The organism is SAR324 cluster bacterium (assembly GCA_029245725.1).
Taxonomy (GTDB): domain Bacteria; phylum SAR324; class SAR324; order SAR324; family NAC60-12; genus JCVI-SCAAA005.
The window spans coordinates 1-6,070 of record JAQWOT010000342.1; the positions used below are offsets into that span (position 1 = coordinate 1).

Genomic DNA, 6,070 nt, shown 5'->3' on the forward strand with positions numbered 1-6,070 from the left:
GGACACCACGGCTGGTGCCATAGAGAATAGAGTCAGGATGAGCCCAGTGAGGACATTGCATCCTTAGATCTCCAAATTTCGGAGATTACTTCATTTGTCTAAACGACGCAAATGCTCCAACCCCAGCCAGTGAATAATAAAAGAATTCAGATTTATGGAAGTTTGAAAAGTAATCAATGCAAAAGTGGCAAAAGAGCGGAATATTTATAGAATTTATCAAAGAATACTAACTAGCTAATTGACCAAAATCAATTTTTGTCTTGCAAAAATAGACTAAATAGTAGAAAGCATTCATTTGAAGCGATTAATAGTGAATACTAAAGATAAGGAACGATGCTATCACTGTCCTGATTTTAATGTCAGGGAATTAAAAAATAGAAATACTGCTTCTATCCCAAACCTTCAAGGTCAAACAGCAGACTACACAGAAAAAATCGTTTCAGTTTCATTAAATGAAGGTAACACTTCAATTTAAATCAAATAGTCAATATCAACGAATAATTTGATTATTCGTAAACAAATTGATTATTAAATTTATTAAAAGGGCAAGATGAGATCTCTCTTAATTTTAATCATGTTGATAATACCAATAAAGATATTTGCTGATGCGGGTCTAATGAGACCAGATGGAAAGATAAATCGAGGTGGAAAGATTATTACTGCTTTTGGAGTGACAACAAAAAACTTTGATATTTATCAGGGTGGATCTTTTCCCGTCATGTCACATATGTATAATTCTCTAGTTCGTTACAATTTAGTTGATGGGCTAAAAACTATAATTCCAGATTTGGCAACAGATTGGAATATAAGTGATGATGGGTTAATTTATACTTTTAATTTGAGGAAAGGGGTAAAATTTCACGATGGTGTAGAATTTACTGCAGATGATGTAATTACTACATTTGATAAAAAGATTTTGAATGCTCCAAGAAATATAGTTTCAGTTTACAAATCAAATTTTGAGATGGTAAATGAAATTGAAAAAACTGGAAAATATCAAATAAGATTTACGTTAAAATATCCAACATTATTTTTTTTAAATGTCTTGGCCGCACCACAACATTTGATATTACCAAAGCATTATCTAGAGAAATACAACTATGATCTAAAAAAACAATGCTGTGCTCCGGGAACAGGAGCATTCAAGTATGTGAAATATGAAACTGGAGAACGATGGTTGTACACGAAGAATGAAAACTATTGGGACCCAGAACTTCCGTATGTTGATGAACTTGAGATGTTACATGTACCAGCTTGGTCTGACAGAGGAACAGCTATTTTAACAGGTAGAGCAAATTTATCATGGAATGTTTCATCTGAGACATGGGATGCAGGGAAAGAAAAAGAAGGTATTGAAGCAGCACTAATTCCGAACTTCGGTGCATATTGGGTTCACTACAACGTGAAAAAAGGGCCATTGAGTAATAAACTTGTAAGAAGAGCAATTTTACTGGGTGTAAATCAACATAATATGATAAATGCATTTAGCACTCAGGAAAGAATCAATCTCACAAGATGGACACCTTATGGTGATCCTTATGCGACTCCACCATCAGTTATAGAAAAGCTTCCTGGATACCGAAAAAATGACAAAAATGATATATTAGAAGCAAAGTCACTACTGAAGGAAGCAGGTTATGAAAATGGAATTGATGGTCTCACATTTCTAGCTGCATCTGGTCCTCAAGCCGAACTATTAGCTCCAGCATTTCAAGAAATGTTAAGAAGAAATTTAAATATAAAAGTTAAAATAAAATTGATGGAAAGAGCAATGATGCGGGGAGAAGTACTGAAGGGTAATTTTGATATGGCTCTGGATACACAGGGTCATTCAATCTCCGACTTTCTGCCACGAGCTACAATATGGTGGAAAACGGGGGGATCAACTAATATGGGTGGTTATTCTAATCCTGAATTAGATTCAATCATAGATCAAATGAAGGGAATCACTGATGTTCACTTAAAGCATTCTCTAGTTAGACAGGCAGAGGCAATTTTAGACGAGGATCCACCTTGGTATCTAGTAGGATATACATATCATCTGCCCATGTGGAGTTCGAAAGTAAAGGGAATTGATCTTGCCAATAGAGCTAGTGCGGAATGGGGAAGATTTGAAACGATCTATATCGAAAAATAATTCCTTCTAATCATAAAGTCAAATGATACTCGTCCATGAATCCTAAAGTGGCATGGACGAGAGATCTTTACTAAAAAAGTAAATTTTCATTTTAAGAAATATTAGACAAGAATATATATAAATTATAGCTCTATCAGTTCGTTTAAACTAGACCTTAGTAGGTGTATTTTCAGTATTTGTTCGGAAAGACTATAGAATCTGTTTACTAACTTAACTTATGAATAAAGTGAATAGCTATCACAGTAAAAGAAGAGTCAGTATAATTTGAAAAATTATATTTTGAAAAGATTGATTATTGCGATACCAACAATTTTGGGCATCACAATATTCATATTTGTTGGAATGCGAATCATACCAGGTGATCCTTTAAAATACGTTGAAACAGAAGGCCTTGGTTACATAGAATTGACAAAGGAAGAGTTAGAGTTACAAAGGGCAAGTCTAGGTTTGGACAGGCCATATTATATACAGTACGCGGTTTGGATTAAAGATGTCATTAATGGTGATTTTGGTTTCTCATTCTTTACCACTGAACCAATAAGTACAATCTTTGGTAGAAGAAGTCCAATATCGATCGAAATTGCGCTGATTGCGATATTTTTCTCATTTATAATTGGTGTTCCACTTGGAATGCTATGTGCGGTTCTACGTAACACAATCTTTGATAATATCAGTCGGGTTGGTGTAACACTATTCATAGCTATGCCAAGTTTCTGGCTGGGAATGCTAATAATATTATTCTGTGTACTTATTCTAGAGTGGCGACCACCACTAAAACTAATACAGATTTGGGATGATCCAGGAGGGAATCTAGCAATAGTTTTGTTGCCTGGTTTTACTTTAGGAATTGGCCTCTCAGCAGTAATTGCCAGAATTACAAGATCAAGTGCGCTCGAAATATTTCACGAGGATTATATCAGAACAGCTCGTGCAAAAGGTTTGTATGAGAGTCTCGTAGTGTGGAGACATGTTTTAAAAAATAGTTTGCTACCAGTTGTTACCACTCTGGGGGTCGCTTTAGGAAGCCTATTAGGGGGCTCAGTATCGGTAGAAAAAGCTTTTGGTGTTCCAGGAATGGGTAATTTATTAGTAGCGGGGATAGAGGCGAGAGACTGGATGATGATACAAAATTTAATTTTGATATATGGTATTATTTATACATTAATAAACTTAGTTGTCGACATAAGTTACGCATATATTGATCCTAGAATAAGATATGATTAATTAAGAAATGCTAAAGTTTTTAAAATCCAGTCCAATTGGCTCAGTTTCATTTCTTATTTGGGTAATACTCGTACTAGTTGCAGTCTTTGCTGATTACATTTCCCCATATGACCCACTTGAAGCTGATTATGGGGCAATAAGAAAACCACCTAGTTCTGATCATATCTTAGGAACCGACCACATGGGTCGGGATGTTTTAAGTAGAATCATTTATGGTACCAGGATTACACTAATCGTTGCAATAACTTCAGTAGTCATCGGTGATTTTATTGGATTTATAATAGGGCTGATTACCCCGTACTTTGGTAAAAATACTGATACTTTAACTCAAAGGCTTATTGATGTATTAATGTCTTTTCCAGATATAATACTAGCTCTAATGCTACTTACAGTCTTTGGTTCAGGCCTAACAACAGTTGTAATTGTAATATCTGTAACAAGAATTCCCTATTCGGCAAGGATCACAAGATCAGTTGTTCTAACAGTAAAAGAGCATACCTTTGTGGAAGCTGCAAAAAGTATTGGTGTATCTAATATAAAAATAATTTATAGGCATATTGCCCCCCAATGTATTGCACCAATGCTAGTAGTTTTCAGTTTGCATCTTGGCGTCGCAATTTTTGCGGAATCAGCACTGAGTTTCTTAGGTCTTGGTATCCCACCTCCAGATCCGAGTTGGGGTAACATGTTAGGAAGTGTCCTTGCGTCCTCATTCAAGCCACCCTGGTGGTTAGTACTTTTTCCAGGTCTAGCAATTACAATAGCAATACTTTCAGCAAATTTGTTGGGTGACGGATTAAGAGATTTCTTGGATCCAAAACTGAAAAATAAAATCTAAATGGAAAGGAAAATATGACCTTTGAAGTATTTGATTACCGTAAAGACATCAAAAATTTAATTGTTACGCCACAAATAAGAAGTCGTTTCCTAAAAATGGAACCAGGTCAGTATAATCAAAGACATAGCCATGACTTGGGGTATGAAATGTTTTTAATACTTCAAGGTAAGGCCGAATTTGAAATTGAAGGTCACAAGGAAATTGTTGGTGAAGGGCAACTGTGTATGACAGGACCAGATGAAATACATGGTGTTCGAAATATGTTAAGTGATGAACCAACTATTATGTATCTCTCCGTAACTCCACATATTGCACCAACCCATACGTTTTGGGTAGAAGATCATGCAGAAAAAAAACCACCAAGATTTGCACCTAACTCTCAATATGATGTAGCAGAAGATTTCTCAATTCCAAAGACGAAACTAATCAATGATCAAATTGAATCATTGGAACAGCTTAAAAGAGTATTTGATGAAAACATAAAATCTATTGGAACTGAGTTAGAGTTACTGAAAAATGAGGAGGATACAACTAGAATGAAAAAACTAAGAGATGATATGTCTAAACAAATCCACGATCTTTATAATGAATTATATGCATTTGGAGACTTTTGGAATAGTCTAGCACCGAGGATTGAACAATGAAAAAAATAAAAATTGGTGTCATTGGTTGTGGGGCAATTGCTCAAGTGCATCATATACCAAATATTATCGATCTGCAGGATAGGTATGAATTATCATATATATGCGATGTTTCTCTAGATCTAGTCAAATTTCTACAAAAAAAGTTTCATATACCATCAATTACAACTGAATATAGAAAACTATTAGAAAGTGATATTGATGCAGTTTTGCTATGCCAATCTGACCCCAAAACAGAATCTGCTGTAGAAGCCTTCAGAGAAGGAAAGCATGTCCTTATTGAAAAACCTATGTGTTTTTCCGTTCAGAACGCGGATAAAATTATTCAGGCATGCAAAGATGCAAATACAATTGGACAAGTAGCATATATGAAATTGTTTGATCCTGGTTTTAGAAGAATCGAATCAGATATAAAGTCTTTAAATGATATAAGATACGTTCAAGTTAATCATTTACATCCTGATAATTCGCTTCATTTAGCACAATTTGATATTAAGGTATTCAATAACTCTATCGCTCAACCAAATTATGAGAAAGGTAGTAAAAATAGTGCACTTACTCAGCTTGATAAAGAGGTTACTGAAGCGATTGGTGATCAAAATATTCAAATAAAAAAAGCCTTTAGAACAATCGCTGGTAGTATGATTCATGATCTTTATGGCCTGCGTCAATTGTTTGGAAAAAATACTAAAGTGAATAATGTGAATATCTGGAATGAAGGGTGTTCAATATCGATTGCGTTGGATTATGGACAAGGTTTTATATGTAATGTGTCATGGATAGATTTACCTGAATTATGGAATTTCAAAGAAACCATTGAAATTTATGGATCTCAAAAAAGGCTTATTTTAAATTATCCATCAGGATTTTCGAAGGGTCTCCTATCAGAAGTTACAATCATGGATATTACAAATGAAAAGGAGTCAAGGGAAATAACACCTAAGCTTTGTTGGGAAAGTCCATTTGTTGCTGAATTAAAATATTTTTACGATACAATATATGGAATTACTGACAATAAAAATTCAATTATTAATGCAAGAAATGATATAGAATTAATTACATCGATAATAAATAAATATTTAACATCAAAATGACAAATCTATTAGATGTTGAAAATCTGAAGATACATTTTAAAACAGCAAAAGGCTATCTAAAAGCTGTCAATGGAATCTCGTTTTTTCTGAATGAAGATGAAGTGCTTGGTGTAGTAGGTGAAAGTGGGTCGGGAAA

The 6,070-nt window shown here is 34.4% G+C and carries 5 protein-coding genes; all 5 read left to right on the top strand.

Going from position 1 to position 6,070, the window contains the following annotated elements:
• The first annotated feature begins 550 nt into the window (after positions 1-550).
• The 5 genes from P8O70_18550 (at position 551) to P8O70_18570 (ending at position 5,934) form a co-directional block, all read left to right on the top strand.
• Positions 551-2,137 carry an ABC transporter substrate-binding protein gene (locus tag P8O70_18550; protein ID MDG2198840.1) on the top strand — a complete coding sequence of 529 codons (1,587 nt, stop codon included), beginning with the start codon at positions 551-553 and terminating at the stop codon, positions 2,135-2,137.
• Positions 2,138-2,401: 264 nt separating this feature from the next.
• On the top strand, positions 2,402-3,361 hold the full coding sequence (locus P8O70_18555) for an ABC transporter permease (GenBank protein ID MDG2198841.1): 960 nt from the start codon (positions 2,402-2,404) through the stop codon (positions 3,359-3,361).
• A 7-nt stretch (positions 3,362-3,368) separates the two neighbouring features.
• Positions 3,369-4,199, top strand: coding sequence for an ABC transporter permease (locus tag P8O70_18560; GenBank protein ID MDG2198842.1), 831 nt, complete (start codon positions 3,369-3,371; stop codon positions 4,197-4,199).
• A gap of 14 nt (positions 4,200-4,213) precedes the next feature.
• A complete protein-coding gene (locus tag P8O70_18565) occupies positions 4,214-4,843 on the top strand; it encodes a cupin domain-containing protein (GenBank protein MDG2198843.1) in 630 nt (209 codons plus the stop codon).
• Positions 4,840-5,934 carry a Gfo/Idh/MocA family oxidoreductase gene (locus P8O70_18570; GenBank protein ID MDG2198844.1) on the top strand — a complete coding sequence of 365 codons (1,095 nt, stop codon included), beginning with the start codon at positions 4,840-4,842 and terminating at the stop codon, positions 5,932-5,934. Before P8O70_18565 ends, P8O70_18570 begins: the two co-directional genes overlap by 4 nt.
• Positions 5,935-6,070 lie beyond the last annotated feature (136 nt).